A 25,821-nucleotide genomic window follows, 5' to 3' on the forward strand; every position below is an offset into this window, starting at 1 on the left:
TAATCCGGCTTCGTCTCAGTGCTGCCGTCGCATCTCGACCACCAGATCGGCGAACACCCGCCCGCCGATGCTGATGTGGTCTCGCATGGCGGCTGCGGCGGTCTCGCCGTCGCCCTTCGAGATGGCCTGCACGATCTGTTCGTGATCGGCGAATGACTGACGAATCCGCCCGGCCTTCGTGAACGGATACCGACGGTAGACGCGGAGGCGGCTACGCACGTCCCTGACGCTCGTCTCCAGGTAGTCGTTGCAGGAGCCGCGGTAGATCAGTTCGTGGAATTCCTTGTTGATCGCGTCGTACGTCGCGAAATCCTCGGCGGGGATGCAGGCCTCGCTGCGGCGGTGAATCTTCGCCAGTTCGTCGCGATCGGAAGCGGACATGCGCGTCGCCGAGAGCTTTGCCGCCATCGTCTCCAATTCGGTCATGACTTCGAACATCGAGATGACCTGCTCGACGCTGAGGATCGTGACGGTCGCTCCCTTGCGCTGACGGAGATCGACGATCCCGATCGAAGCGAGCTGAATGAGAGCCTCCCGCACCGGCGTCTTCGAGACGCCGAAGCGCTCGGACAGCGGACGCTCTTCCAGCCGGGTGCCTGGAGGAAACGTGCCAGCCTCGATCTCGTCGCGGATCCACCTCGCGATTTCTTCGGTTCGGTACTGCTTTCGATTCAGCAAGGCGACATCCATCCAACCATCACCTTCTTAAAGGCTACCCCCGCGGGAATCGCAAACCGGGCGTCCGAACCATCACATATTTTTTTTCTATTGACAAATATTTTTTTTATTAGAAATAAAGCATCTATGGAACGCATGTATCAGGGATCGGAAGGCGGCCCGTCGCTCGAAATCGAGCGCAATGTAGCGCGAATCCGCTTGAACAGGCCGGATCGGCACAATCGATTCGAGCCGGCCGACATCGAAACCATGTCGGCGATGCTGGGAAATTTGGCGCTGCGCACTCAGGCGCGGGTGCTCATCGTCACGGCCCGCGGGCAGAGCTTCAGTTCGGGCTTCGATCTCGAGACCTTGTCCGGCCCCCGGGCGCGGGAATGCACGGCGGCGTTCGCGGCGCTCTGCGACCGGATCGAAACGATGCCGATACCCACCGTTTGCGGGATCAACGGAAACGTCTACGGCGGGGCCACCGACATCGCGCTGGCGTGCGACTTCCGCATCGGCGTCCAGGGCTGCCGGTTGCAGATGTCGCCGGCGCGGCTCGGTATCCAATACTACCACAGCGGACTTCGCAGATACGTCGAGCGGCTAGGGCTGACGGAAGCCAAGCGCTTGTTCCTTACCGGCGAGCAAGTCGATACGGCGACCATGCTCCGCATCGGATTTCTCAGCGAGGTCTCGCCGTCCGAGGAGCTGGAAGCCAGGCTATCGGCGATCGCCGATGCGCTTGCCCAGCGCTCCCCCAAGTCCCTGCGCGGACTGAAGGCCTCCCTCAATGCGATCGCGCGCGGTTTGGACGATGCGTCTGCCATCGACGCCAGCTTCTTCGAAAGCCTTGCTTCGTCGGACGCGAAGGAGGGGCTCAATGCCTGGTCCGAACGGAGACCTGCGAAGTTCGCCGACGCTTAGGCGTCAATAGTCGGTAGCCGGCCAAAAGAGCCGAATAACAGGAGGAAGCCAAGATGAAACGTTCAGACAGTTGGAAGACCAAGGTCGCTCTCGCGGCGGTCGTCGCCGCAGGATCGGTCGGATCCGCATTGGCGCAAGGCGGTCCGGTCCGGATCGGCGTGCTCAACGACCAGTCCGGCCTCTACGCGGAGTTCGGAGGAGTAGGATCCGTCACCGCCGCGAAGATGGCAGTCGAAGATTTCGGCGGAAAGGCCTTGGGTCGGGACATCGAGGTCATCTCCGCCGACCACGGAAACAAGGTCGACAACGCTGTGCAGATCGCGCGGAAGTGGTTCGATAGCGATGGTGTGCTCGCCATCGTGGACATGACGAACTCCGGGGCGGCCATCGCCGTGCAAGGTCTCGCGAAGGAGAAGCGTCGGATCACAATAGCTTCCGGCCCCGGCACGCAACGCCTCACGCAGGAGGATTGTTCGCCGACGGGCTTCCATTGGACCTGGGACACCTACTCCTCGGTCGTCGGTACTGCGCGTAACGTCCTCAAGGAGGGTGGAAAGAGCTGGTTCATCCTCGCCGCCGACTACGCGTTCGGCAAGCAGATGTCCGAAGACCTGAGGAGCGTCGTCACGGCGAACGGCGGCACGATCGCCGGCGAAGTCCGAGCGCCGCTGTCGACGTCGGATTTCTCTTCCTTCCTGTTGCAGGCGCAGAGTTCGAAGGCGCAGATCATCGCTCTCGCCAACGGCGGGGCCGACACGACCAACTCGATCAAGCAGGCCGCCGAGTTCGGCATCGTGCAGGGCGGTCAGCGCCTCGCCAGCATGGCGCTCGTCATCAGCGACGTCCATGCGCTGGGACTTAAGGCCGCGCAGGGAATCGTAGCGACCGACGCCTTCTATTGGGACCGCGACGACGAAACCCGCGCCTTCGGCAACCGCTATATGAAGCTGGCCGGCCGCATGCCCGGCATGATCCAGGCCGGCGTCTACTCGTCCGTGCTTCAGTATCTGAAGGCCATGAAGTCCGCCGGCACCGACGACGCCGACGCCGTCGCCGCCAAGCTCCGGGAGCTTCCCGTCAACGACGTCTTCGCCAAGAACGGCAAGGTCCGCGTGGACGGCAAGATGGTGCACGACATGTACCTCATCCAGGTGAAGGCGCCGTCCGAATCCAAGGGGCCGTGGGACTACTACAAGATCCTCGGCACCATCCCCGGAGACGAGGCTGCGAGCCCCCTCTCGGAAAGCAAGTGTCCCCTGGTGAAGAAGTGACAAGGCAGGAAACGGAACGATGTCGAACAACGTCGCCTTCATCGGACTCGGCAACATGGGTCATCCCATGTGCACCCATCTCGAGCGAAACGGCTTCTCCGTCTTCGGTTACGACGTCTCCCCAGACGCGCTGAGCAGGCTCAAGCAGATCGGCGGCACGCCCTGCGGCACCATCGAGGAGGCCGTGCGGGAGGCCGACTACGTGATCTCGATGGTGCCGACCGGCAAGCACGTTCGAGAGGTCTACGAAGGCCGTGACGGCGTGCTGAAGCACGTGCGACCCGGCGCCATTCTGATCGACTGCTCGACCATCGACATCGAGAGCGCCAAGGTGGTGAACGCGGCAGCGGCCGCCGCCGGTTTCGAGATGGTCGACGCGCCAGTCTCGGGGGCGCAGCCTGCCGCAATCGCGGGAAGGCTGATCTTCATGATCGGCGGCACGGAGAGCGCCTACAACAAAGCCGTGCCGCCCCTCAAGGCCATGGGTCAGACCTTCATTCACATCGGCCCCGCCGGCTGCGGGCAGGCGATGAAGATCTGCAACAACATGATGACCGGGCTAAGCATGGTCGCTATCTCGGAGATGCTGACCATGGCGGAGCGTCTCGGCCTCGATCATCAGACCGTCTACGATGTCGTCACGAAGAGTTCGGGCAACTGCTGGACGCTCCAGAACTACTGCCCGGTCCCCGGACCGGTGCCGACTTCGCCGGCCAACAACGGCTACGCGCCGGGTTTCTCCGCGGAGATGATGCTCAAGGACATGAGGCTCTCGCAGCACGCCGCGGCGCAAGCATCAGCGCCTACGGCGCTCGCCGGCGCTGCAGTCGCCTTCTACCAGATGCTGGTCGCAACCGGGCACGGCCACAGCGATTTCAGCATCGTCTACAAGCTGATCTCGGGACGGCTGCCGGCCGAACCTTCCCAGGCGAAGGTGCAGTGATGAAGACGAGAGCGATCCGCGTTCATGAGGCCGGCGGACCCGAGGTCCTGAAAATCGACGAGGTCGACCTGAAAGAGCCGGGCGAGGGCGAAGCCCTCGTCCGCCACACGGCTGTCGGCGTCAATCTGATCGACGTCTACCATCGGACCGCCACCAGCGGTCAGTACGCGCTGCCGCGTCCGACGACGCTGGGCGTGGAAGCCGCAGGAGTGGTCGAGGCGGTCGGCGCCGGCGCCGACAACGTGAAGGTGGGAGACCGGGTGGCCTATTGGATGCTGCCCGGCGCCTACGCCAACCGGCGCGTCGCCCCCGCCTGGCGGCTCGTCAGGATTCCCGAGGGCGTGACCGACCAGGCGGCGGCCGCCGTGATGTTGAAGGGCTCGACGGTGTTCTACCTCCTTCACGACATCTGGAAGGTGAAGAAGGGCGACAACATGCTGGTCCATACCGCGGCGGGCGGCGTAGGTCGACTGCTTTCGCAATGGGGGCGGCACCTCGGCGCGACGGTGATCGGTACGGTCGGCTCCGCGGACAAGGCGATGGTCGCCAAGGACGCGGGTTGTGCTCATGTCATCGTCATGAAGGACCAGGATTTCGAAGCCGAGGCGCGGAAGATCACCGGGGGGCGCGGCGTCGACGTCGTCTACGACTCCATCGGCGCAGACACCTTCGACAAGTCGCTCAGCTCGATCCGCCCGCTGGGCATGCTGGTCAGCGTCGGCCAGGCGAGTGGTCCGGTGCCCCCGCTCGACATCAGCAAGCTGGCGCAGAAAGGGTCCATCTTCCTTTCGAAACCGACGCTGGCGACCTTCGTCGCGAACCGCGAGGCGATCGTCAGGTTGGCGGAAGGTGTCTTCGCGGGACTGAAGAGAGGCGCGATCACCGCCGAGGTGGGTCTCACCGCACCGCTCGACAAGGCCGCCGACGTGCACCGTGCGCTCGAAGGTCGCAAGACGATCGGCTCGATCGTCCTGATCCCATAAGCCCCTGCGTTTCGACCGCACGCCCGTCGGGACCGCCTCAATGGAATTTGCAAGATGTCCAACGGCAACTTCTATTCGACGTTCGAGGCGAGCGTAGGCCGCGACCCATCGGCTGTCGTCTTCGAACTCGAGGATGGGCGGACCGTGTCCCGCCAATGGCTGCATGGCCAGTCCGGGCGATACGCCAACGCGTTGCGCGAGCTCGGTTGCGTCGCCGGCGACCGCGTGGCGGTCCAACTCGACAAGTCGGCTCATGTTTTCGCGCTGTACCTGGCGTGCCTCCGGGCCGGCCTCTGCTATCTCCCAATGAACACGGCCTACAAGCCGGCCGAGTTGGCCTACCTGCTGCAGGACGCACAGCCGAAAGCCTTCTTCAACGATGGGGAATCGGGCGAGGTCGCGGACATCTTGCCGGCGGCGACACGCCCGTTCTCGCTCGGACCGAAGGGAGAGGGCACATTCGCGGAAGCGGCCGCGGCTGCGAGCGAGTCCTTCTCGACCGCCGGCATGCGCGAAGAGGATGCCGCTGCGCTTCTGTACACGTCGGGGACGACGGGTCGGCCCAAAGGTGCCGTGCTCAGTCACCGGGCGCTGAGCTACTCGGCGCGCACGCTGAGCGACATCTGGGGCTTCTCGTCCGATGACGTCCTGCTGCACACGCTGCCGATCTTCCACAGTCACGGGCTGTTCATCGCGTTCAACGTCGCGCTGGCGAGCGGCGCCCGGCTTCTGTTGAGATCGAAATTCGACGCAGCGAACGCGCTGAGAGCACTGTCGCGGTCGACGGTCTTCATGGGCGTGCCGACGTACTATCACCGGCTGCTCGCGGATCCCGCGCTCTCGAAGGACGTGTGCCGGTCCATGCGCCTATTCGTCTCCGGTTCGGCGCCGCTGTCGGCGGATGTCCACCGGGAGTTCGAAGCGCGTACCGGACACCGCATTCTCGAACGGTACGGTTCGACCGAAGCGATGATCATCTGCTCCAATCCGCTCGACGGCGAGCGGCGCCCCGGGTCGGTCGGACTGCCCATCCCCGGAGCCGAATTGCGTATCGCCGGACAGTCGGACGAAGCGCTGCCGACCGGGAGCATCGGGGTGATACAGGCGCGCGGACCCGGCTTCTTCTCCGAGTATTGGAACAAGCCCGATCAGACGCGCGCGGAATTCACGGCTGATGGATACTTCCGGACCGGCGATCTCGGCCGGATCGACGAAGAAGGTTACGTCACGATCACCGGGCGGGCGAAGGATCTGATCATAAGCGGCGGCTACAACGTGTACCCCGCGGAAGTCGAAGCGGTGATCGACGAGATGCCGTCCGTTCGAGAGACCGCCGTCGTAGGCGGACCGCACGCCGACTTCGGCGAGTGCGTCGTCGCCTTCGTCATCCCGGCTGACGCGAACCGGCCGCCCGCCGCCGCCGACGTCATTCAACGGGTCAAGAGCAGCCTTGCGAACTACAAGGTTCCCAAACAGGTGATCGTGGTCGACGATCTGCCCCGCAACACCATGGGCAAGGTACTGAAGAATGAACTGCGGGCGTCGCTGCTCGCCGCGTCGAGCGGCACCTAGCCGTCGGCGATCCACGAACCGCGGCACGATAAGGTGGTGAAACCATGAGGGCTCTGCTCGTTGAGAACTACGTATCCGTAGCGGCTCTGCGCATTCGCGACGTGCCTAGTCCGAAGGTCGGGCCCGGCAACGTCCGCGTCCGCATCAAGGCCGCCGGCATCGGATTCGTGGAAGCGCTCAAGATCGCCGGGCGCTACCAAACCAAGGACCCGCTGCCGTTCGTACCTGGGACCGAGTTCGCCGGTCTCGTCGAGGAAGTCGGCGACGGCGTGACCTGGCCCCAGGTCGGCGAACGCGTCTTCGGTCCTTGCGCGCGCGGCGCGTTCTCCGACGAGATGTGCGTGCCGGCAGACGGACTGTGGCGGATCCCCGACCGCCTGTCCTTCGTTCAAGCGGCCGCCATCCCCGTGAACTATCTTACCGCCGCGTACGGGCTCATCGAACTGGCGGACCTGAGCGCGGGACAGCGCTTGCTGGTCCTGGGCGCGGCGGGCGGCACGGGTACGGCCGCGATGAAGTTCGGGCGGATGCGTGGCGCGCATGTCATCGCCGCGGCCGCATCCACGGAGAAGCGAAAATTCGGCCTCGCGCAGGGTGCCCACCAGGCCATCGACTACACGAAGGACGATTGGCGCAAGACGCTGAGTGCGATGACGGATGGAGCGCCGATAGACGTCGTCTTCGACACCGTCGGCGGCGATAGCTCGCCGATCGCCTTCCGTACCTTGGGCTGGCGCGGACGCCATCTGGTCGTGGGCTTCGCCGCAGGAACGATACCGGCTCTGCCCATGAACATCGCTCTGCTGAAGGGAGCGTCCCTGGTCGGCGTGGATAGCGCGCAGATCAGCAAGCGCGAGCCGGAAACCTACGGTCGGCTAACGAAGGAAATCGTCGCCTGGCTCGACGCCGGAACGCTCGAGCCGCCTCCAACGATGGCGTTCCCGTTCGAAGAGTTTCAGGACGCCTTTGAAGCTATCAGCGCGCGGCAAGCGCTGGGGAAGATCGTAGTTGAAATGAAGTGATGCGCTTCGCAGCGAGAGCTGAAGGAAGCTCTTTGATCAGCGGAAACTCGCCCTTTTCGGGCATCTGCCGTCGCGAGAATTCTTGTTCCGAACGGCTAGAATGGAGATGTTAGTTTGGCAGTTGATATCATCCTCGAAGCTCAGGGGCTGACCAAGGAGTTCGCGGGCTTCTTTGCCGTCCGCGACGTTGCCCTCAAGGTCCGCCGCGGAAGCATCCACGCGTTGATCGGTCCGAACGGGGCCGGGAAGACCACGTGCTTCAATCTCCTGACCAAATTCCTGCAGCCGACCGCGGGGCAGATCCTCTACAAGGGACACGACATCACCGCGATGAAACCGGCCGATGTCGCCCGGCTCGGCCTGGTGCGTTCGTTCCAGATTTCGGCGGTGTTTCCGCATCTGACTGCGCTCGAAAACGTGCGGGTGGCGCTGCAGCGCCAGCACGGCCATTCCTTCGACTTCTGGCGCTCCAAGTCGGTGCTCGACCGATTCAATCCGAAGGCGCTCGAGCTGCTCAACGACGTCGGCCTCAGCGAATATGCCAACACGCCGGCGGTGGAGATGCCCTATGGCCGCAAGCGCGCGCTGGAGATCGCCACCACGCTCGCGCTTGATCCGGAGATGATGCTGCTGGATGAGCCGATGGCCGGCATGGGCCACGAGGACATCGACAAGATCGCAGCGCTGATCAAGCGCATCTCGGCGAAGTACACCATCCTGATGGTCGAGCATAACCTCAGCGTGGTCGCCAACCTCTCCGACATTATCACCGTGCTGACGCGCGGACAGGTGCTCGCCGAAGGCAATTATGCCGATCTCACCAAGGACGAGCGCGTCAAGGAAGCCTATTTGGGAGCCGGTCATGCCTGAGACGAAGACGGCAACCAGGCCAGCCGCCGGCGCTGGCGGCGCGCAGGTACTATCGGTCAAGGATTTGCAGGCCTGGTACGGCGAATCGCACATCCTGCACGGCATCAATTTTCATGTGAAGGAAGGTGAGGTGGTCACGCTGCTCGGGCGCAACGGCGCCGGCAAGACCACCACGCTGAAGTCGGTGATGGGCATCATCGGCAAGCGCTCGGGGTCGGTGCAGTTCAACGGCAAGGAAATCTCGCGGGCGTCATCCGACAGCATCGCCCGGCTTGGCGTCGCCTTCTGCCCGGAAGAGCGCGGCATCTTTGCAAGCCTCGACGTGCGCGAAAACCTGCTGTTGCCGCCGATCGTCTCCAGCGGCGGTCTTTCGCTCGACCAGATCTTCGAATTGTTCCCGAACCTGAAGGACCGGCTCAACAGCCAGGGCACCAAGCTCTCGGGCGGCGAGCAGCAAATGCTGGCGATCGCGCGAATCCTGCGCACCGGCGCGCGCTTCCTGATGCTGGACGAGCCGACCGAAGGGCTCGCCCCCGTCATCATCCAGCAGATCGGCCACACCATTGCGCGGCTGAAGAAGGAGGGCTTCACCATCCTCCTGGTCGAGCAAAACTTCCGCTTCGCCTCCACCGTGGCGGACCGCTACTACGTGGTCGAGCACGGCAAGGTAATCGACGGCTTTGCCAATTCGGAGCTCGAAGCCAACATGGACAAGCTCCACACCTATCTCGGCGTTTGAAGGACGACAGAGAGATGCAAGCCCTTTACGCGCAGCTTCTGGTGGGACTGATCAACGGCTCGTTCTACGCGCTGCTCAGCCTCGGCCTCGCCGTCATCTTCGGCATGCTCAACATCATCAATTTCGCGCATGGCGCGCTCTACATGATGGGTGCGTTCTGCGCCTATTTCCTGCTCAACCTTGCGGGCATCGGCTACTGGTGGGCGCTGATCATCGCGCCGATCGCAGTCGGCGTTTTCGGCATGATCCTGGAGCGGACCATGCTGCAATGGCTGGCCGGCCTGGACCATCTCTATGGCCTGCTGCTCACCTTCGGCATCGCGCTGATCGTGCAGGGCTTGTTCCAGAACTATTTCGGCTCTTCCGGTCTGCCCTATGCCATCCCCGACTATCCGCAGATCGGCGACTGGCGCGGGCTGCAGGGCGGCATCAATCTCGGCTTCATGTTCCTGCCGATTTACCGCGGCTGGGTGGTGATCTTCTCGCTGGTGGTGTGCCTTGCCACCTGGTTTCTGATCGAGAAGACGCGGCTTGGCGCCTACTTGCGCGCCGCCACCGAAAACCCGACGCTGGTGCGCGCCTTCGGCATCAACGTACCGCGAATGATCACCCTGACTTACGGCCTCGGCGTCGGCCTTGCCGCGCTGGCCGGCGTGCTGTCGGCGCCGATCAACCAGGTCCGCCCGCTGATGGGCGCCGACCTCATCATCGTTGTTTTCGCCGTGGTTGTGATCGGCGGCATGGGTTCCATCATGGGCTCCATCATCACTGGCTTTGCGCTCGGGGTGATCGAGGGCCTGACCAAATACTTCTATCCCGAGGCCTCCAACACCGTCGTGTTCGTGCTGATGGTGCTGGTGCTGCTGGTAAAGCCGACGGGACTGACTGGACGGGCAGCCTGACATGAGCGCACTCACCGACGACACCCTGCCGGCATCGCCGCGAGCCGTGCGCGACGAGATGATTGTCTTCGTGGTGATGGCGGCGCTGCTCGCCATCGTGCCGGCGACCGGCATCTACCCGTTCTTCGTGATGCAGGCGCTGTGCTTCGCGCTGCTAGCCTGCGCGTTCAACCTGCTGATCGGCTTCGGCGGCCTGCTGTCGTTCGGCCACGCGATGTTCCTGGGGACGGCGGGCTATGTCACGGCGCATCTGCTCAAGGTCGGGCAGATCTCGTTTCCCTACTGGGCAGGACATTGGGTGGTCATCCCGCTGCCGCCCCTGTCGCCGGAACTCGGCATTATCGGCGGCGTGCTGGTCTCCGCCTTGCTCGCCCTGGTCACCGGCTACGTTTCGATCCGCCGCCAGGGCATCTACTTTTCGATGATCACGCTGGCGCTGTCGCAACTGCTTTACTTCATCTACCTGCAGGCGCCGTTCACCCACGGCGAAGACGGCATCCAGGGCATTCCGCAGGGCATGCTGTTCGGCTTCATCGACCTCTCCAAGCCGACCATCCTGTATTACGTCGTGCTTGCCGTCTTCCTCGCCGGCTTCCTCCTGATCTTCCGCACCATCAACTCGCCCTTCGGCGAAGTGCTGAAATCGATCCGCGAGAACGAGCCGCGCGCGATCTCGCTGGGCTACAAGACCGACCAGTACAAGCTGCTCGCCTATATCGCGTCCGGAACACTGGCGGGCCTTGCCGGCTCGCTGAAGGTCTTCGTGGCGCAGAACGCCTCGCTCACCGACGTGCATTGGACGATGTCGGGTGAGATCGTGCTGATGACGCTGGTCGGCGGGCTCGGCACCATCTTCGGCCCGATCGTCGGCGCGTTCATCATCATCGCCATGCAGCAATATCTCGCCGGGTTCGGCCAATGGGTGACGGTGATACAGGGCGTGATCTTCGTCGGTTGCGTGCTGGCCTTTCGTCGCGGGATCGTCGGTGAGGTCGCCAACAGAGTTGGTCACTCATTATAGAAGCCCCTCGTTAACTCATTTCTCGGGCCCTTGGGTGGTGGCGAACATTTTGCCCATGCAAAACTAAAGCGTGATGGCATTAGGTTCGATAGCCTGAATTTTTGAGATAGTTGGCGCATTCGTCGGGGGTGAAGGCATCAAGAGCCTGGGCGATTGCGGCGCAGACCGCATCGACGGTCCGGGCGGCAGCTTTTCGAAGCAGGTGCTTGAGTTTGGCAAAGACCTGTTCGATCGGGTTCAGGTCGGGTGAGTATTTTGGCAGGAAGAAGAGCTTGGCGCCGACGGAGCGGATGAGCTGACGAACTGCTTTGCTCTTGTGGCTGCCGAGGTTGTCCAAGACGACGATATCGCCGGGCCGAAGGACGGGCAGGAGAACCTTCTCGATATAGGTCCGAAAGCTCACGCCATCGATCGGTCCCTCAATGAACCATGGTGCATCGATCCGGTCATGGCGCAGGGCCGCCAGGAAGGTCATGGTCTTCCAGCGCCCATGGGGAACCTTGTCGGGAAGTCTGCGCCCCCGTGGCGCCCATCCCCGCAAGGGCGCCATATCGGTTCTTGTCCAGGTCTCATCGATGAAGACCAGCCGTTCAGCTTCGACGCGACCTTGATACTTTGCCCACTGGACTCGCCGCCGAGCTATGTCGGGCCGATCGCGCTCGCCAGCCGCCACGCTTTTTTTTGAAGCTGAGTTTCTCGGCATGCACGAAGTCCCACACCGAGTGGTAGTCGACCTTCAGGCCGTGGCCAGCAAGCTCGACAACGAGCCCGCGTATAGTGAAATCGCCCTCTCTGATCCGCTGCGACAGCCAGACCGCGTGGTCTCCTGAAACCGCCTTCGGCTTATGACCGCCCATCTGGCCAGGCTCAACGCTGCCGGTCTCCTCGACCCGCTGCATCCAGCCAATGGCCGTGCTGATCGCCACCCCAAACTGCTTGGCGGCCTGATTGCGGGACATCCCGCCCTTGATCGCGGCCACGACGCGCTTGCGAATATCCAAGGAATAAGGCTTGCCCATCCATGCTGGCCTCCTTCCAGCCAGCATGGTGAATCAGAAACAGACTGATTTGGGAATCCCAAATCGATTCAACCTAACCCCATCCCGCTTTAGGCCGGTTGGTACACTGACCCGAAAAAGGTGATACACAGCGGTGGTCACATCTTTGCCGGCGCTTTTGAGATTGCCTAATATTTCGGTTCTGGAGCGACATTTGGAGATTGTGAGGCCGGCCGAGGCGCGCGAAAGGCTTGCTGCTCAAGGGAACCGATAATGTTGGCTTCTAGGTTTGATCCGGCGAGCGGCTACGCGTGCGAGCCACATCTATCTGGAATAGCCTGCAACAAAAAGCCGAACGCCTCGTCGCACGATGGCAGCGATTTCCTCGGGGGACTGCGTCTCGCCAAGGAGGGCGCGCTCCCTGGCCTGGCCATAGACCAGCAACCCGTAATGGTGCACGGCCGCATCGAGATCGAGATCGGGGATTGGGAGCACGCCGCGATCGATCTGTTCGCGAAGGTAGTCCACCGACGGACTGCGTAGGCGCTCCATCTGCCCGGATGCGACACCACGACCAGGTCTCACGGCTTGCGGCCGCTACTGGAGGCGGGAAGGCCGGGCGTGGCTTCGCCTTGACCGAGTGCTTTCATTCCTTCGTCGGGCAGGTCGCCGATGTCGAGGTTTCCGGCGACACTATCCGCGTCCGGAAGGTGCACGCGGTCGTCGACTGCGGCTTCGCCATCGACCCGCCCAACGTGACGGCGCAGGTGCGCGGCGCGATCAATTTCGGCCTTAGCGCCGCGCTCTACGGCAGGGTCGATTTCGACCAGGGCGCGGTAGTTCCGACCAATTTCGACAGCTATCCGGTCCTGATGCTCGACACCGCCCCCGCAATCAGCATCGAGATCGTCAATTCCGGCGCCGCCATCGGAGGGGTGGGCGAGATCGGTACGCCGGCAATCGCCCCCGCCGTAGCAGATGCGATTTTCGCCGCCACGGGCAGGCGGTTGCGCTCCTGCCGCTGACGCTTGCGAGTGCGTAGACGTGGCGGATCGGTGAGACGGGGGGAACGCTATGGAATTGGCAGACTCTCAGGTGAAGGCAACATCCAGAAGCATCTCGGCCTCTGGGAAGTCACTGTTGGCCCCCACGGAGATTTACGTCACGCCGCTGCCTTGCGGCTCTTCAGCTTGGCCTTCTTCTCCAGAGAAGCTTTCTCCAAAGCCGGGCTCGCGCCCGGTCCAGGATGGACATGAACTTCCTTGGCCGAAAGCGGCTCCCCGCATTCCGAGCACACCATCACTGGATCAAACATCTTGCCGCACTTGCGATGCTCATGCAGCAGGGGGCGTCCGCGTTCGTCGACCATGTGGGTGTCGCCCCAATGGACGAGCGCCATCATGATCGGATAGAGATCGAGTCCCTTCTGCGTCAGGATATACTCGTGGCGTTTGGGCGACTCCTGATATGGAATGCGGCGCAGGACGCCCTGTCGAACCAGTTTTTTCAGCCGCTCTGCGAGCAAATGGCGGGTGATTCCAAGCGCTGACTGAAAACCCTCGAAGCGGCGCGTGCGCAGGAAGCATTCGCGGAGGATCAGAAGAGTCCAACGGTCGCCGATCACACCGATGGTTCGAGCCATCGAACATGGCTCTTCCTCAAGTTCATCCCATTTCATTCGTGCTCTCCGGTTGACCGGCGCCTGTTCCGCTCGAATCATTCAGGGAACCGCAAGCCGCGTATACCATTCTAGATAGGTACTAAAGTCGAAACAATACCCCCGCGGTCAGCCGAACTAGCAGAATCCAGGACAGATTTGACAGTTCAATTTTAGAACTGTATGAACGAATAGTAGCCAGGGTTCGGCTAGAAGATCACCAACCTGACCATCACTGCACTCTGCGGGAGGAGCTGACATGCCCCTGAAAGTTGAGTTCCTGTTCGATTTCGGCAGCCCGAACGCTTATCTGGCGGAGCTGGTCCTTCCGGGAATCGAACGGCGCACCGGCGTGAAATTCGAATATGTCCCGGTGCTGCTCGGCGGCATCTTCAAGGGGACCGGCAACATGTCCCCCTTTGACTCGCTTCGCGGGATCAAGAACAAGCCGGAATACCAGGCGCTCGAGACTCAGCGCTTCATCCGCCGCCATAACATCACGAAATTCCGTCCGAATCCGTTCTTTCCGGTCAACACGCTGATGCTGATGCGCGGCGCCGTCGCGGCTCAGTTCGAAGGCATGTTTGAACCCTATTTCCGCGCGGCCTACCATCACATGTGGGAAGAGCCCAAGAAGATGGATGACCTCGAAACTTTCCGGAACGCATTCATCTCCTCAGGCATCGATATCGACCGGTTGATTGCACGTGCGCAGCAGGATGACGTCAAGAAGGGGTTGATCGATCGAACTACCGACGCGGTTAACCGCGGAGCATTCGGCTCACCGACTTTCTTCGTTGGAAAGGAAATGTTCTTCGGCAAGGACCAGCTCCGTGACGTCGAGGAGTCGATCGTCGAACAGACCAGCCAGCTGGTTTCGAAAACGGCTTAAGGTTGGGAATTGAGGCCTGCAGAGCCGGGCCGACGTTTCGGGCTCGCATGAGGAAAACTCAGTCAGCCCAGCAACGAAGTAAACTAAGGGAGAATGCCCATGCCTGGCCCACTTAGCGGTGTTCGAGTCCTGGATTTGACAGGCGTGGTATCCGGTCCCTACGCGACCATGTTTCTGGCGGATCAGGGCGCTGACGTCCTGAAGATCGAGCCGATTGGCGGCGATATTACGCGGCGCAGCCGCGCCACCATTGACAAGGATGGCGAGTTCTCCGCGCTTTTTATCTCTTCGAACCGCGGCAAGCGTTCACTGTCGATCGACGTCAAGAGCGCGGCCGGCCGAGAGGTCCTCGCCAAGCTGGTCGCGCAGGCCGACGTCCTGGTGCAGAATTTCCGTCCCGGCACCGTGGAGCGCCTCGGTCTCGGCGTGGACGAATTGCGCCAGCTTCACCCACGCCTGATCTATGTCTCGATCAGCGGCGTCGGCGAGACCGGCCCGTATGTGAAGAAGCGCGTTTATGATCCGATCATTCAAGCGCTGTCGGGCTTTGCCGATATCCAGTCGCAGCCGGTAACCAACCGCCCGCAGATGATCCGAACCATCGTATGCGACAAGACCACGGCGGTGTTCACCGCACAGGCGGTAGCGGCGGCGCTTTATGCTCGCGAGAAGACCGGGCAGGGCGATCATATCCAGGTTGCGATGCTGGATGCGATGATTTCGTACCTGTGGCCGGAAGGCATGATGCAGTACACGGTGGTAGGAGCCGAGACCACCGCAGCAGATCCCAACGACCGGCCGGATCTCGTGTTCAAGACCAGCGACGGCTACATCACCGCCGGCACCATCTCGGATTCCGAATGGCAGGGCTTTTGCCGGGCCTCCGGCGATCCCGAGCTTGCCAGGGATCCCCGGTTTTCGACGCCGGGGGCACGCTCAGTCAACGCTACGGCCCGCATCAACAAGATGGCGGAGTACATCAGCCAGCACACGACGGGCGAATGGCTGGAGCGCCTGGACGCCGCTGATGTTCCTTGCGCACCGATCCTGCGGCGAGGCGAAATCATCCACAACGAACAGGTGGTCGCGCGCGGCATCATCGCGGAGTTCGACCAGCCGAAGGTCGGGCGGGTGCGGCAGCCGAAGCCGGCGGCCCGCTTTGAGATCAATGAGGCCGCGATCGGCGGGCCTGCTCCCCGGGTCGGTGAGCACTCGCGCGGCGTGTTGCGCGAACTAGGTTATGACGACGGCGCCATCGATAAGATGGTCGCCGAGCGTAGCGTACGCGTGGCGGTCTGACCTCGTACCCCTGCGCGAGTGGTTGTCGATTTCTAAACCTTGGCCGGCACCGGCGTGATTGGTGCCATCGGGACATTCGCCGCGACGGCTCGCTGAAAGGCATCCCGTTTCCTGATGCGTTCGAGATAAGGCTGCGCGTTGTCGCAAATGCCGACGCCGTAGGCGATAGCCCACTCAAGGCAGGTGGTGAGCAGGATGTCGGCGCTGGTAAACCGGTCGCCCATCAGGAATTGCCGGTCGTCCGCGAGTGCTACTTCGACATGGCGCAACTGCTGACGGAAATACTCGCCGGCCTGGGCAACGACTTCGGGCGCAATGCCGTAGATCGGACCGAGTGCATCGGCCCGATGGCGGCGCATCACGTAAAGGCTGGTTGAATCCAGTTCCGCGACGATAAAGAAACACCATTCCAGCCACGCGGCATACTCACGGGTGGTTTCAGGAATCAGCGAGCGCTCCGTCGTGGAATACATTCGCGACAGATAGGCAACGATCGCGGCGCTCTCGCCGATGGAGAAGTCGCCGTCCTGAAGCAATGGAATCTTCTGGCGCGGATTGAGCTTGGTGTATTCCGCGGTCTTGGTCTCGCCCGTTCGCGGCCCGATCGGCTTTGTCGTGTAGGCCAAGCCCAGTTCGTGCATGGCCCAATGCGGACGGATGGTGCGGCTTGTCCCAACACCCCACAGGGTCAGGTTTGGTGTCGCGGTCATGTTACCACTTCTCCACGGATGGACGGAGATCGAGCTCGTGGGTCCAGCCGTCCCTGCTTTGCTGGTGGGTGAACCAATAGGCGTCGGCAATGGAAGACGTCTTGGTCAGGCTATCCGCGGGAATTTCGCTTGCCTCGATCCCCTTCGCCGCTTTCATGCGCTGGTGGATCGCCTCGCTGTCGATGCCGGCGTCGATCAGGAGATGCACGACGTGAATGTTTTTCGGTCCCAGCTCGCGCGCCATCGCCTGGGCTACTGCCCGAAGTCCGAACTTGGCTGATGAAAATGCCGCAAACCCCTGGCCGCCGCGCACGCTGGCCGTCGCACCCGTAAAGAAGATGGTGCCGTGTCCGCGCGGAAGCATGACGCGTGCAGCCTCACGTCCGACCAGGAAGCCGCCATAGCAGGCCAGTTCCCAAGCCTTGAAGAACAGCTTCTCGGTTGTCTCCAGCAGTGGCTTGTTGACGTTCGATCCCGCGTTGTAGAGGCAGACCTCGATCGGTCCGAGCTCTTTTTCGATCCGCGCGAATATGCCTTGGACCTCTGCTTCCTGACGGGCATCGACGCTGAAGGCGTGAATCTTATGTCCAGCATCCCTCAGCTCGGCCACAAGTCCCTGCGATTTGGACGCATCACGCCTGCAAATGCAAACCGTATAGCCGCCCTCGGCAAAACGCCGCGCGACCGCCGCTCCAATGGCGTCGCCTGCGCCCACAAGTATCGCTACGCCGCGGTTCGCGGTCATTCCATTCCTCCCATCAAGTTCCTATTTGGTACTGTTATCGTAACGGGCGGATGGCGCATTGTAAACGACGGCGTTCAACGATATCCCGACCCCATTAGGGCAGCTTGGTTGCCCCTTCGGGCCTCGCGAAGCCGGGCCGACGAATTAGACATTGACGAGTTCTAAAAAAGAACGTTAGGTTCGGCAACGCACCCGCGCATGGCGCGGGCGGGCAATGGTTGACGGGGAGGTCGGTCGTGGCGGAGCTTTCAGAGGCGATCAATCTCGACGAGATTGCTGTCGGCTTGCCGCGTCGCATCCATGAAGTAACGGCAAGACAGGTTGCCAAAGCCCCCGACCGGATCGCGCTGATCGAAGACGGGGCATCCTGGAGCTACCGCGATCTGGACCGGCGTGTCAGCGAGATCGCCACCGTCCTGTCGTCGCTGGGAATCAGGGCGGGCGACCGGATGATCCTTGTCAGCGAAAACTGTATTACGCTCGCCGCGTTGCTGCTGGCGACGAGCCGGCTCGATGCCTGGGCGATCGTCGCCAACCCGCGATTGTCCGCGCGCGAACTGGATCAGATCCGCGACCATAGCGGCGCCCGCCGGATGTTTTTCACGTCAGGTATTTCGAAGGAGGCCGCAGCTCACGCCTCGCGCTGTGCCGCCCAGGACCGGCAAGTAGGCCCGTTGCCGGAGATAGGTGTTGGTCCGCTCAACGAAAGCGCAATCGTCGAGCCGGTGGAGGCCGATCCCCTGAAACAAGTCGCGGTGCTGATCTACACCTCGGGTACGACGGGAACCCCGAAAGGCGTGATGCTCTCGCATGACAACCTGCTGATCAGCGCAAAGACCACGGCGCATATGCGCAAAATGAATGAAGACGACAAGATCTATCTCGTCTTGCCGATCTCCCATATCGTCGGCATCTCGCTCCTGATCATGACATTGATGACCGGCGGCACGGTGCGGATGGTCAGCAAATACGATCCTGCGGCGACCGCCAGGGCGATTGCGGAGGAGGGCGTTACCATCCTCAATGGCGTGCCCGCCACCTATCAACGGCTGCTGGAGTACAAGAGCGTGGCGGGTGTGGAACAACTCGCCCGAGGCTCGTTACGCTTGATCGCCGTCGCCGGCGCACCCCTCGATTTGAATCTGAAGTTGCGTGTGGAAAAGGAGTTCGGCCTTCCGCTGCTTAACGGCTACGGGATCACCGAATGTTCGCCGGGGATATCGGGCGTCCGTTTCGATGCGCCGCGCGCCGACCAGGCGGTTGGCACTGTGCTGCCGGGAGTAGAGGCGCGGGTCCGAACGCTCGACGGAATTCCGACGGCAAGAGGTGAAGTCGGAGAGCTGCATGTACGCGGACGCAACGTGATGCTCGGCTACTATCGTGCCCCCGAGCTGACCGCCAAGGCAATCGACAGCGAGGGCTGGTTCAACACCGGCGATCTGGCGCGCTTCGACGGCGACTGCCTGTACATTGTCGGCCGCACCAAGGAAATGATCATCCGTTCGGGTTTCAACGTCTATCCGGCCGAGGTCGAAGCGGTCCTCAGTTCACACAAGGACGTCGTGCAGTCCGCCGTGGTCGGCCGTGCCGCAGACGGCAATGAGGAGATTGTCGCCTTTGTGCAACTGCTGCCGGGGTCACGCGTGACGGCGGAGGAACTGATGGGTTTCATCCGATTTCAGCTCACCTCATACAAGCGCCCGTCCGAAATCGTCCTCCTCGATGCCTTGCCGGCCACTTCAACCGGCAAGATACTCAAGCACAAGCTCGCGGAGTCCTTGCGTGGCGAAACCCCTCCGGGGCAGATCGCCGAACTTCGCAGACAACAGATCTAACCTGGGAGAACACCCTTGCAGAAGAGAAACGCGACCGTGGCCGTGATCGGTGCTGGCGACTTTATCGGCAGTGAAATTGCAAAGAAGTTCGCCTCGGAGGGTTTTACGGTGTTCGCCGGGCGCCGCAACGGCGCCAAGCTCGAACCGCTGGTCAAGGAGATCGAGAAGGCCGGCGGCGAAATTCACGCGCGCTCGCTCGACGCACGCAAAGAAGAGGAAATCATTTCTTTCCTCGGTGATGCGGACAAGCACGCGCCGCTCGAGGTTTGCATCTTCAACATCGGCGCCAACGTCAACTTTCCAATTCTGGACACCACCGAGCGTGTTTTCCGCAAGGTCTGGGAGATGGCTTGCTACTCCGGCTTTCTCGCCGGCCGCGAGTCCGCTCGCCTGATGCTGCCCCGCGGCAAAGGCAATATCTTCTTCACCGGCGCTACAGCGAGCCTCCGTGGCGGGACGGGATATGCGGCTTTCGCCAGCGCGAAGTTCGGCCTGCGGGCCGTTGCACAGGCGACCGCACGTGAGTTGGGTCCAAAGAACATCCACGTAGCGCATCTCATTATCGACTCCGGGGTCGACACCGAATGGGTGCGGCAGCGGCGAATCGAGGCGCTTGGCCCGAACGCACTGGATGATCCTGATCTGCTAATGCCGCCATCGTCGGTCGCGGAGTCTTACTGGCTGCTTTATCAGCAGCCCAAAAGCGCATGGACTTTTGAGCTGGAGATTCGCCCATTCGGCGAGAAGTGGTAGCGGAGCCTCTCAAAATGGAACTCAATCTTTCCAGTGAGGAGGCTGCGTTTCGTGACGAGGTGCGCGCTTTCATCGCGGAGAACTATCCCGCGGAAATGCGCGTTCCCAATCCGGAAACCGACCTTTCCAAAGAGCAGATGCTGCTCTGGCACCGTATCCTCCACCAGAAGGGATGGATCGCCCCGCTCTGGCCCAAGGAGCATGGCGGGCCGGGCTGGTCGATCACCCAGCGCTTTATCTTCGAGCAGGAAACGTCACGTGCCGGGACGCTGCCGCCACTCGCGTTCAGCGTGACCATGGTCGGCCCGGTCATCTACACGTTCGGCAACGACGCGCAGAAACAGAAATTTCTGCCGCGAATCCTCTCCGGTGAGGATTGGTGGTGCCAGGGTTATTCGGAGCCGGGATCCGGCTCCGACCTCGCGTCGGTCCGCACCAAGGCCGTCCGCGACGGCGATCACTATATTGTCAACGGACACAAGACCTGGACGACACTGGCCCAGCATGCCGACTGGATATTCTGCCTGGTGCGGACCGATCCTTCGGCAAAGCCTCAGGCCGGCATCTCCTTCCTGCTGATCGACATGAAATCGCCCGGCGTCACCGTGCGGCCGATCATCACCATCGACGGGTCGCATGAGGTGAATGACGTGTTCCTTGAGGACGTGCGCGTCCCTGTGGAAAATTTGATCGGCGAGGAAAACAAAGGGTGGACCTACGCAAAATTCCTGCTGGGCAACGAGCGTACCAGCATGGCCGGGATCGGCCGATCGACGCGTTATCTGGAGCGTCTCAAGCACATCGTGAGAACCGAGATCGGCGAAGACGATCCGACCTTCGGGGAATTCATCAAGGAAATCGCGCGCGTCGAGCTGGATGTGCTCGCGTTGGAGGCAACCGAACTGCGGATCGTCGCACAGATGTCGCGCGGCATCGATCCGGGGCCGGCCGCCTCACTGTTCAAGATCAGGGGCACAGAAATATTCCAGCGCATCACGGATCTGACGCATCAAGCGATCGGAAATTATGGTCTGGCGATTCGCGAACACCCGGTGAGCGCCAACCGCTTCATGCCGGGGCCGGACTACGGCCACACGGCGACGGAGAAATATCTGAACTCCCGAAAACTCAGCATTTACGGGGGATCGAATGAAATCCAGCGCAACATCATCGCGAAAGCGGTTCTCGGTCTCTGACCACATCGCACGAGGCATCGGATGGATATCCAGTTGACGGAAGAACAGGAATTGCTCCGTTCCAGCATTCAGCGGTTCCTGCGCGATCAGTACGATTTCGACGAGCGTCGAAAAATTGTTGCGACGGATGAAGGCTGGAGCCGCAAGCACTGGAGCGCCTTTGCCGAGCTAGGGTTGTGCGCGGCACCGTTTCAGGAAAGCTCCGGCGGCCTTGGTGGCGGATCGCTTGCAACAATGATTGTGATGCGTGAGTTCGGACGCCACTTGGTCATTGAACCGTACTTCGAGACCGTTGTTCTCGCCGGCGGTCTGATCGAGGACGCTGGCTCGCCCGAGCAGCGCGAGGCGTTCCTGCCGAACATCATGGATGGCAGCGCCATATGGGCTGTGGCTTGGGCAGAAGGACGGTCACGCTACGATTTCAACAACGTCACGACGACGGCGCGGCGCCAGGGGGATAATTTCGTCCTGAGCGGAGCGAAGGCGGCGGTGATTGGTGCGCCGTGGGCCGACAAACTGATAGTCTCGGCACGCACGTCCGGTGGGCCGCGCGATCGCGACGGCGTAAGCCTGTTCGTCGTCGATCGCCATTCGGCCAATCTCCACTTGCAAAGCTTCAAAACCGTCGATGGCCGGCGCGCCGCCGAACTCACGCTGATGGACGTCCACGTTCCGGCCAGCCAATTGCTTGGCGCCGAAGGTGAAGGCGTCGTGGCGCTCGAAGCGTGCCGCGACCGTGCTATCGCAGCGCTCTGCGCGGAAGCCGTCGGCGCGATGTCAGTGCTGAATTCGGCGACACTTGAATACAGCAAGGCGCGCAAGCAGTTCGGGGTTGCTCTCGGGACGTTTCAGGTGCTGCAGCACCGCATGGTCGACATGTTCATCGCCCTAGAAGAATCGATTTCGCTCACACAACATTTGAGCCTCAGCCTTGCGGCGCGGGAGCCAAACGGATCGAAACTGGCGTCTGGCGCGAAATCCAAGGTCGGCTACGCCGCACGTTTCGTCGCAGAGCAGGCCGTGCAACTGCACGGCGGCATGGGTATGAGCGACGAATTGAATGTCGGTCATTACTTCAAGCGAATAAGCTCCATCAACATCCAGTTTGGCGATCCTGCCTATCATCTGATGCGGTACGCGCAGCAAAGCTGACTGTGCGTCCGAGGCGGTAATCCGACTGTCATATCCAACCGAAGGTATAACAATGACTGAAGCTGTGATCGTCTCGACCGCCCGCACCCCGATCGGCAAGGCATACAAAGGTGCGCTCAATCATACCGAGGGCGCGACCCTGTTAGGCCATGCGATCTCCTCGGCGCTGTCGCGAGCCAAGCTCGAAGGTGGCGAAGTAGAGGATGTCGTGATGGGGTGCGCCATGCAACAGGGTACCACGGGCACCAATATCGCGCGGAAGGCGCTGCTACGCGCCGGACTTCCGGTGAGCGTGGCCGGAACGACCATCGACCGCCAATGCGCATCTGGCCTTCAGGCGATTGCCTTGGCTGCGCGTTCGGTCATCTTCGATGGCGTGGAAGTCGCTATCGGCGGCGGTGGCGAGTCGATCAGCTTAGTGCAAAACAACCAGATGAACAATTTTCATGCCGTCGATTCGGAGCTGCTCGCCATGAAAGGAGACGCCTACATCGCGATGCTGGACACCGCCGAGATCGTGGCAAAGCGCTATGACATTTCGCGCGAACGCCAGGACGAATATAGCCTGGAAAGCCAGCGCCGGACCGCGGCAGCGCAGCAGGCCGGTCGCTTCAACGACGAACTCGCACCGATCAAGACCACGATGGCGATAACGGACAAGGCGACCGGCGCCGTGTCATATCAGCAAGTGACGCTGTCGGCCGACGAGGGGCCGCGTCCCGATACCACGGCCGAGGGTCTGGCGGGCGTCAAGCCGGCAAAGGGGCCGGGCTTCACTGTTACCGGCGGCAATGCGAGCCAGCTCTCGGACGGAGCAAGTGCCGCCGTCATCATGAGCGACAAGCTGGCGGCGCGGAAGGGACTAAAACCGCTCGGCATTTTCCGCGGGTTTGTCGCGGCGGGCTGCGAGCCGGACGAGATGGGAGTGGGGCCGGTCTACGCCGTGCCGCGGCTACTCAAGCGTCACGGACTCAAGATCGACGATATCGATCTCTGGGAATTGAACGAGGCCTTCGCGGTGCAAGTCATCCATTGCCGCGACAAGCTCGGGATCGATCCGGAAAAGCTCAACGTCAATGGCGGCTCGATCGCGGTTGGCCATCCCTACGGCATGACCGGAGCTCGGCTGACCGGCCACGCCTTGATCGAGGGTCGCCGGCGCAAGGCCAAATACGCAGTCGTCACCATGTGTGTGGGCGGCGGCATGGGTGCTGCAGGACTTCTCGAAATTGTCCACTAACGAGCAACAAGTCGGCTAGACCAGGCATCTGTGAAACCACATCGGAGGCACTTGTGAAGACAGCAATCACCGAGATGTTCGGCATCGAACATCCGATCATCCAGGGCGGAATGCACTATGTGGGGTTTGCCGAACTCGCTGCCGCAGTTTCGAATGCCGGCGGGCTTGGAATCATCACCGGTCTGACGCAGCGGACACCGGAACTGCTGGCTAAGGAGATCGCGCGTTGCAGGGACATGACGGACAAGCCGTTCGGCGTGAACCTGACGTTCCTGCCGACCTTTAGCGCGCCGCCCTATCCGGAATACATCGCAGCCATCAGGGAATGCGGAATCAAGGTGGTTGAGACAGCGGGACGCAGCCCCGAGCAGTACATGCCGGCCTTGAAGGCGGGGGGCATCAAAGTGATTCACAAATGCACGTCCGTTCGACATTCGCTGAAGGCTGAGCAGATCGGCTGCGACGCCGTCAGTGTCGATGGCTTTGAATGCGGCGGGCATCCCGGCGAAGACGATATGCCCAACATGATCCTGCTGCCGCGCGCGGCCGAGGAACTGAAGATACCTTTCGTTGCCTCCGGCGGTATGGCGGACGCGCGCAGCCTGGTCGCGGCGCTGGCGATGGGCGCCGCCGGCATGAACATGGGAACGCGCTTTATCGCTACCAAGGAAGCGCCGGTACACCAGAACGTCAAGGATGCGCTGGTGAAGGCAACGGAACTCGACACCCGTCTGGTCATGCGCGGGCTCCGGAATACCGAGCGCGTTTTGAACAACAAGGGCGTTGAGCAGCTGCTCGAAATCGAACGAGCCAAGGGCAAGCAACTCAAGATCGAGGATATCCACGATCAGGTGGCGGGCGTCTATCCCAAGGTGATGATCGACGGCGATATGGACGCGGGCGCCTGGAGTTGCGGCATGGTCGCGGGCCTCATTCACGACATTCCGACGGTCAAGGAACTGATCGATCGCATCATGGCGGATGCCGAACGTATCATCCGTCAGCGTCTGACTGGCTTCCTCGATGATGCCGGGAAGAGGCCGGCTGCCGCTCTGGCGATCGCCTAACCTTTCCGAGCGAAATATCACTGGCGGGGGAATTCATGGATCTGACCGACTTCCACTATTACGAGCCGTCCAAGGGTCACGGGCTCCGACATAATCCGTTCAACGCGATTGTCGCGCCGCGTCCGATTGGCTGGATTTCGTCACGGAATGCAGCTGGTCAACTGAATCTCGCTCCATACAGCTTCTTCAACGCGTTCCTCTACGATCCTCCGATAATCGGGTTCTCCTCAATTTCGTGGAAGGACACCGTCAAGAACGTCAGCGAGACCCGCGAATTCGTCTGGAATCTGGTGACAATGGAGTTGGGCGATCGCATGAACGTGACGGCGACGCCGCTCGATCACGGCGTGAGCGAGTTCGAAGCAGCAGGGCTGACGGCAATACCCGGGCGCCACGTCGCTGTGCCGCGGGTAGGCGAAAGCAGGGCCGCTATGGAATGCAAGGTCACCGAGGTCTCTCAGTTGACGAATGCGCGTGGTGAAAAAGTCGAAGGATGGTTCGTGCTCGGCGAAGTCGTCGCAGTATACATCGACAAGTCTTTGATCGAGGACGGTGTATACAACACTGCACTTGCGCGTCCCATACTGCGCGCCGGCCGTGGTGGAGATTACCTTGAGGTCAAGACGGAGAACATGTTCGAGATGAAGCGCCCGGCTGGCAGCAGCAAACCGGAGTTTCACGGGAGTTGATCAGAGAGAGGACCGATGACGGCATGTGAAAACGGCGCGCGTAGACTGCGCCTATCCCACTCGACGCGCCGGTAATCAATGCGGTCGTCATGAATGTGGTCCTGAGTTACCTTGCAACAGCGCGCTGCTGGCGAGTGATTGTGTAAGGTCGGCCAAGCCTCGTTCGCTGCTCGTGCCATCAGCTTGGTGGAGGTGTCACCCGCGATTTCAAGTGAAGCATGGGGTAATGCTCGTAGCTGCCGGCGCCGTTCTTCACGATGGGGTCTTCCGAGGTGATTGTCGCGATGTCCTGATCATCGGAAATCTGGTAGAGTGACACGCCATACCCGCCGCTTGGATCCATCACGGGGCCGTGGGCCACGATCAGTCCCTTGTCGAGTAGGTTATTCAAGAAATCTCCGTGCTGCTTCATCCATTTCATTTCCTCGGCAGTCGTGGTCGCGAGGAAATCCGCGCGCGGCGGGATATACTTGCAAAGATAGAACTTCATTCTTCGTTCCTTGGTGAAAGAGGTACGCTGATCCAGTTGGCTATGTCGCGACATGAGCGATCAATCGGGTACATTTGTCTGCTTGCGGGGGCTCCTGTCGAAAGTCTTTTGGAGATGAAGAGCCGCATGGGGCGAAGACGGCCGCCATTCTTCTAGGGAAGCAATCCATTTATACGTGGGCTGAACCG

27 protein-coding genes are annotated in these 25,821 nt (G+C 61.6%); 20 read left to right on the forward strand and 7 right to left on the reverse strand.

Annotated features, from left to right (window positions below):
- Positions 1-15: 15 nt before the first annotated feature.
- Positions 16-678, reverse strand: a complete 663-nt coding sequence (locus HZB49_RS00110; RefSeq protein ID WP_291608400.1) for a GntR family transcriptional regulator — start codon at positions 676-678, stop codon at positions 16-18.
- A gap of 135 nt (positions 679-813) precedes the next feature.
- Between HZB49_RS00110 and HZB49_RS00115 the strand changes: the two genes are divergently transcribed.
- The 10 genes from HZB49_RS00115 to HZB49_RS00160 all read left to right on the forward strand — a co-directional run bounded on the left by HZB49_RS00115 (position 814) and on the right by HZB49_RS00160 (position 10,910).
- Positions 814-1,587, forward strand: a complete 774-nt coding sequence (locus HZB49_RS00115; protein ID WP_291608634.1) for an enoyl-CoA hydratase/isomerase family protein — start codon at positions 814-816, stop codon at positions 1,585-1,587.
- Between the two features lie 53 nt (positions 1,588-1,640).
- Positions 1,641-2,858 carry an ABC transporter substrate-binding protein gene (locus tag HZB49_RS00120; RefSeq protein ID WP_291608401.1) on the forward strand — a complete coding sequence of 406 codons (1,218 nt, stop codon included), beginning with the start codon at positions 1,641-1,643 and terminating at the stop codon, positions 2,856-2,858.
- A 19-nt stretch (positions 2,859-2,877) separates the two neighbouring features.
- A complete protein-coding gene (mmsB, locus tag HZB49_RS00125; protein WP_291608402.1) occupies positions 2,878-3,801 on the forward strand; it encodes a 3-hydroxyisobutyrate dehydrogenase in 924 nt (307 codons plus the stop codon).
- On the forward strand, positions 3,801-4,784 hold the full coding sequence (locus HZB49_RS00130; RefSeq protein ID WP_291608403.1) for a quinone oxidoreductase: 984 nt from the start codon (positions 3,801-3,803) through the stop codon (positions 4,782-4,784). Before mmsB ends, HZB49_RS00130 begins: the two co-directional genes overlap by 1 nt.
- 54 nt (positions 4,785-4,838) lie before the next feature.
- Entirely contained in the window at positions 4,839-6,356 is a 1,518-nt protein-coding gene (locus HZB49_RS00135) for an AMP-binding protein (RefSeq protein ID WP_291608404.1), read from the forward strand.
- A 44-nt stretch (positions 6,357-6,400) separates the two neighbouring features.
- Positions 6,401-7,378 carry an NADPH:quinone oxidoreductase family protein gene (locus HZB49_RS00140; RefSeq protein ID WP_291608405.1) on the forward strand — a complete coding sequence of 326 codons (978 nt, stop codon included), beginning with the start codon at positions 6,401-6,403 and terminating at the stop codon, positions 7,376-7,378.
- Between the two features lie 114 nt (positions 7,379-7,492).
- Complete coding sequence (locus HZB49_RS00145) at positions 7,493-8,248, forward strand: ABC transporter ATP-binding protein (RefSeq protein WP_291608406.1); 756 nt, start codon at positions 7,493-7,495, stop codon at positions 8,246-8,248.
- Positions 8,241-8,987, forward strand: a complete 747-nt coding sequence (locus HZB49_RS00150) for an ABC transporter ATP-binding protein (RefSeq protein WP_291608407.1) — start codon at positions 8,241-8,243, stop codon at positions 8,985-8,987. The genes HZB49_RS00145 and HZB49_RS00150 overlap by 8 nt, the downstream gene beginning before the upstream one ends.
- A gap of 14 nt (positions 8,988-9,001) precedes the next feature.
- Entirely contained in the window at positions 9,002-9,889 is an 888-nt protein-coding gene (locus tag HZB49_RS00155) for a branched-chain amino acid ABC transporter permease (protein ID WP_291608408.1), read from the forward strand.
- A gap of 1 nt (position 9,890) precedes the next feature.
- Positions 9,891-10,910 (forward strand): branched-chain amino acid ABC transporter permease, encoded by a 1,020-nt coding sequence (locus HZB49_RS00160; RefSeq protein ID WP_291608409.1) that lies wholly within the window; start codon positions 9,891-9,893, stop codon positions 10,908-10,910.
- A 79-nt stretch (positions 10,911-10,989) separates the two neighbouring features.
- Here HZB49_RS00160 and HZB49_RS00165 read toward each other — a convergent pair.
- Together HZB49_RS00165 and HZB49_RS00170 are read right to left on the reverse strand one after the other, a co-directional pair.
- A protein-coding gene (locus HZB49_RS00165; RefSeq protein ID WP_291608410.1) for an IS630 family transposase occupies positions 10,990-11,929 on the reverse strand; the annotation gives its coding sequence in 2 pieces (ribosomal slippage) (positions 10,990-11,584 and positions 11,583-11,929; 942 coding nt in all).
- Positions 11,930-12,232: 303 nt separating this feature from the next.
- Complete coding sequence (locus tag HZB49_RS00170; RefSeq protein WP_291608411.1) at positions 12,233-12,460, reverse strand: TetR/AcrR family transcriptional regulator C-terminal domain-containing protein; 228 nt, start codon at positions 12,458-12,460, stop codon at positions 12,233-12,235.
- An 80-nt stretch (positions 12,461-12,540) separates the two neighbouring features.
- On the opposite strand from HZB49_RS00170, the gene HZB49_RS00175 reads away from it, so the two are divergent.
- On the forward strand, positions 12,541-12,933 hold the full coding sequence (locus HZB49_RS00175; protein WP_291608412.1) for a molybdopterin cofactor-binding domain-containing protein: 393 nt from the start codon (positions 12,541-12,543) through the stop codon (positions 12,931-12,933).
- Between the two features lie 137 nt (positions 12,934-13,070).
- Here the strand turns inward: HZB49_RS00175 and HZB49_RS00180 are convergent, their stop codons facing one another.
- Positions 13,071-13,586: a helix-turn-helix domain-containing protein gene (locus HZB49_RS00180; protein ID WP_291608413.1), complete on the reverse strand. Its 516-nt coding sequence runs from the start codon at positions 13,584-13,586 to the stop codon at positions 13,071-13,073.
- A gap of 238 nt (positions 13,587-13,824) precedes the next feature.
- Between HZB49_RS00180 and HZB49_RS00185 the strand changes: the two genes are divergently transcribed.
- On the forward strand, positions 13,825-14,457 hold the full coding sequence (locus HZB49_RS00185; RefSeq protein WP_291608414.1) for a 2-hydroxychromene-2-carboxylate isomerase: 633 nt from the start codon (positions 13,825-13,827) through the stop codon (positions 14,455-14,457).
- A 99-nt stretch (positions 14,458-14,556) separates the two neighbouring features.
- Entirely contained in the window at positions 14,557-15,756 is a 1,200-nt protein-coding gene (locus HZB49_RS00190; RefSeq protein WP_291608635.1) for a CoA transferase, read from the forward strand.
- 32 nt (positions 15,757-15,788) lie between these two features.
- Here the strand turns inward: HZB49_RS00190 and HZB49_RS00195 are convergent, their stop codons facing one another.
- Both HZB49_RS00195 and HZB49_RS00200 read right to left on the reverse strand, forming a co-directional pair.
- A complete protein-coding gene (locus HZB49_RS00195) occupies positions 15,789-16,466 on the reverse strand; it encodes a glutathione S-transferase family protein (protein ID WP_291608415.1) in 678 nt (225 codons plus the stop codon).
- A 1-nt stretch (position 16,467) separates the two neighbouring features.
- Positions 16,468-17,211, reverse strand: coding sequence for an SDR family NAD(P)-dependent oxidoreductase (locus HZB49_RS00200; RefSeq protein ID WP_291608416.1), 744 nt, complete (start codon positions 17,209-17,211; stop codon positions 16,468-16,470).
- A 236-nt stretch (positions 17,212-17,447) separates the two neighbouring features.
- Here HZB49_RS00200 and HZB49_RS00205 point away from each other — a divergent pair, with 236 nt between their 5' ends.
- From HZB49_RS00205 to HZB49_RS00235, 7 genes are read left to right on the forward strand one after another with little or no spacing between them, the layout of a single operon-like run.
- Positions 17,448-19,046, forward strand: coding sequence for an AMP-binding protein (locus HZB49_RS00205; RefSeq protein WP_291608417.1), 1,599 nt, complete (start codon positions 17,448-17,450; stop codon positions 19,044-19,046).
- Between the two features lie 15 nt (positions 19,047-19,061).
- Entirely contained in the window at positions 19,062-19,799 is a 738-nt protein-coding gene (locus tag HZB49_RS00210; protein ID WP_291608418.1) for an SDR family oxidoreductase, read from the forward strand.
- A gap of 14 nt (positions 19,800-19,813) precedes the next feature.
- Entirely contained in the window at positions 19,814-20,995 is a 1,182-nt protein-coding gene (locus HZB49_RS00215) for an acyl-CoA dehydrogenase family protein (RefSeq protein WP_291608419.1), read from the forward strand.
- Positions 20,996-21,016: 21 nt separating this feature from the next.
- Positions 21,017-22,147: an acyl-CoA dehydrogenase family protein gene (locus HZB49_RS00220; RefSeq protein WP_291608420.1), complete on the forward strand. Its 1,131-nt coding sequence runs from the start codon at positions 21,017-21,019 to the stop codon at positions 22,145-22,147.
- A gap of 52 nt (positions 22,148-22,199) precedes the next feature.
- Positions 22,200-23,387, forward strand: coding sequence for an acetyl-CoA C-acyltransferase (locus HZB49_RS00225; protein ID WP_291608421.1), 1,188 nt, complete (start codon positions 22,200-22,202; stop codon positions 23,385-23,387).
- A 53-nt stretch (positions 23,388-23,440) separates the two neighbouring features.
- Positions 23,441-24,454, forward strand: coding sequence for a nitronate monooxygenase family protein (locus tag HZB49_RS00230; RefSeq protein WP_291608636.1), 1,014 nt, complete (start codon positions 23,441-23,443; stop codon positions 24,452-24,454).
- Between the two features lie 35 nt (positions 24,455-24,489).
- A complete protein-coding gene (locus tag HZB49_RS00235) occupies positions 24,490-25,143 on the forward strand; it encodes a flavin reductase family protein (protein WP_291608422.1) in 654 nt (217 codons plus the stop codon).
- A gap of 178 nt (positions 25,144-25,321) precedes the next feature.
- On the opposite strand, the gene HZB49_RS00240 is transcribed toward HZB49_RS00235, so the two are convergent.
- The gene (locus HZB49_RS00240; RefSeq protein ID WP_291608423.1) at positions 25,322-25,633 is read right to left on the reverse strand and encodes a YciI family protein; all 312 of its coding nucleotides are present in this window, start codon (positions 25,631-25,633) and stop codon (positions 25,322-25,324) included.
- Between the last annotated feature and the right edge of the window lie 188 nt (positions 25,634-25,821).

Origin of the sequence: Bradyrhizobium sp., from assembly GCF_016219575.1 — a bacterium.
Lineage (GTDB): Bacteria > Pseudomonadota > Alphaproteobacteria > Rhizobiales > Xanthobacteraceae > Bradyrhizobium.

What these genes read in the sequence shown, in the direction of transcription:
- HZB49_RS00115 (WP_291608634.1), top strand. Translation starts at nt 814, where the DNA reads ATGTATCAGGGATCGGAAGGCGGCCCGTCGCTCGAAATCGAGCGCAAT.
- HZB49_RS00120 (WP_291608401.1), top strand. Translation starts at nt 1,641, where the DNA reads ATGAAACGTTCAGACAGTTGGAAGACCAAGGTCGCTCTCGCGGCGGTC.
- mmsB (WP_291608402.1), top strand. Translation starts at nt 2,878, where the DNA reads ATGTCGAACAACGTCGCCTTCATCGGACTCGGCAACATGGGTCATCCC.
- HZB49_RS00130 (WP_291608403.1), top strand. Translation starts at nt 3,801, where the DNA reads ATGAAGACGAGAGCGATCCGCGTTCATGAGGCCGGCGGACCCGAGGTC.
- HZB49_RS00135 (WP_291608404.1), top strand. Translation starts at nt 4,839, where the DNA reads ATGTCCAACGGCAACTTCTATTCGACGTTCGAGGCGAGCGTAGGCCGC.
- HZB49_RS00140 (WP_291608405.1), top strand. Translation starts at nt 6,401, where the DNA reads ATGAGGGCTCTGCTCGTTGAGAACTACGTATCCGTAGCGGCTCTGCGC.
- HZB49_RS00150 (WP_291608407.1), top strand. Translation starts at nt 8,241, where the DNA reads ATGCCTGAGACGAAGACGGCAACCAGGCCAGCCGCCGGCGCTGGCGGC.
- HZB49_RS00155 (WP_291608408.1), top strand. Translation starts at nt 9,002, where the DNA reads ATGCAAGCCCTTTACGCGCAGCTTCTGGTGGGACTGATCAACGGCTCG.
- HZB49_RS00160 (WP_291608409.1), top strand. Translation starts at nt 9,891, where the DNA reads ATGAGCGCACTCACCGACGACACCCTGCCGGCATCGCCGCGAGCCGTG.
- HZB49_RS00170 (WP_291608411.1), bottom strand. Translation starts at nt 12,460, where the DNA reads ATGGAGCGCCTACGCAGTCCGTCGGTGGACTACCTTCGCGAACAGATC.
- HZB49_RS00180 (WP_291608413.1), bottom strand. Translation starts at nt 13,586, where the DNA reads ATGAAATGGGATGAACTTGAGGAAGAGCCATGTTCGATGGCTCGAACC.
- HZB49_RS00185 (WP_291608414.1), top strand. Translation starts at nt 13,825, where the DNA reads ATGCCCCTGAAAGTTGAGTTCCTGTTCGATTTCGGCAGCCCGAACGCT.
- HZB49_RS00190 (WP_291608635.1), top strand. Translation starts at nt 14,557, where the DNA reads ATGCCTGGCCCACTTAGCGGTGTTCGAGTCCTGGATTTGACAGGCGTG.
- HZB49_RS00195 (WP_291608415.1), bottom strand. Translation starts at nt 16,466, where the DNA reads ATGACCGCGACACCAAACCTGACCCTGTGGGGTGTTGGGACAAGCCGC.
- HZB49_RS00200 (WP_291608416.1), bottom strand. Translation starts at nt 17,211, where the DNA reads ATGACCGCGAACCGCGGCGTAGCGATACTTGTGGGCGCAGGCGACGCC.
- HZB49_RS00215 (WP_291608419.1), top strand. Translation starts at nt 19,814, where the DNA reads ATGGAACTCAATCTTTCCAGTGAGGAGGCTGCGTTTCGTGACGAGGTG.
- HZB49_RS00220 (WP_291608420.1), top strand. Translation starts at nt 21,017, where the DNA reads ATGGATATCCAGTTGACGGAAGAACAGGAATTGCTCCGTTCCAGCATT.
- HZB49_RS00225 (WP_291608421.1), top strand. Translation starts at nt 22,200, where the DNA reads ATGACTGAAGCTGTGATCGTCTCGACCGCCCGCACCCCGATCGGCAAG.
- HZB49_RS00235 (WP_291608422.1), top strand. Translation starts at nt 24,490, where the DNA reads ATGGATCTGACCGACTTCCACTATTACGAGCCGTCCAAGGGTCACGGG.
- HZB49_RS00240 (WP_291608423.1), bottom strand. Translation starts at nt 25,633, where the DNA reads ATGAAGTTCTATCTTTGCAAGTATATCCCGCCGCGCGCGGATTTCCTC.